Origin of the sequence: Borrelia persica No12 (assembly GCF_000500045.1) — a bacterium.
Taxonomy (GTDB): Bacteria; Spirochaetota; Spirochaetia; order Borreliales; family Borreliaceae; genus Borrelia; species Borrelia persica.
Genome location: NZ_AYOT01000204.1, coordinates 1 through 646, shown reverse-complemented (window position 1 = coordinate 646; position 646 = coordinate 1). Strand labels below are relative to the sequence as shown.

General features: G+C 28.8%; 1 protein-coding gene and 1 pseudogene. Both read right to left on the bottom strand.

Annotated elements, in window-relative coordinates; genetic code table 11:
* On the bottom strand, positions 1 to 326 hold a 326-nt coding region (locus tag U881_RS0107225; protein WP_024653803.1), incomplete at its 3' end, for a DUF3890 domain-containing protein.
* Positions 327 to 340: 14 nt separating this feature from the next.
* Positions 341 to 646 (bottom strand): annotated as a pseudogene (locus U881_RS11085) (hypothetical protein); the annotation flags it as partial.

Here is a 646-nt window from a genome sequence, read left to right as displayed (position 1 = left end):
CCACAATAATCTTGAGATTCACAACTTTCGTTATTTTCTTGTTGATAATAATCAATTTCAAGCTCATTGAATTTTTCTTTTTTTATTCGATCAATACTTATTTCTCGTATTATTCCTTTACGAGAAAGTTTGCATCCCAAATAATAATAGAAAAGTAAAAATATCTGTTGTTGACTTAAATTCAAGTAATTAATGCTAGAAGACTCGAGAATGCCTTCGACAAGCTCAATCTCGCATGTAAATGATTGAAAACTAAAATCAGTATTTGAGACTCCGAGTGCAGTAATTAGCTTTGTGTAAAACGCATTCAAATTATCACCAGACATTCAAATACCCTAAGTTAACTTTGTTTGATATCAACTCTTAAAATAGTATTTTGTGTTGCAAGTAAACCACCTAGTACAAAATCAAGATATGAATGCGCAATATCAGTTGAATCTTTATCAATTTGTTCATTTGGCATTGGTAACATATACTTACTTGGTTTAAATTTAATGAGTTCTGCATTTAATGGATAAATAAGTATTTGGTGTGAAAGTAAGTTACTTGTCTCAATATATACTTCTTGTCTATTATTAACAGCTTTAATAGTCTTAATTAAAAAATCCTCCCATGAATCAGTTGAAGAATAGATATGAGAATTAGA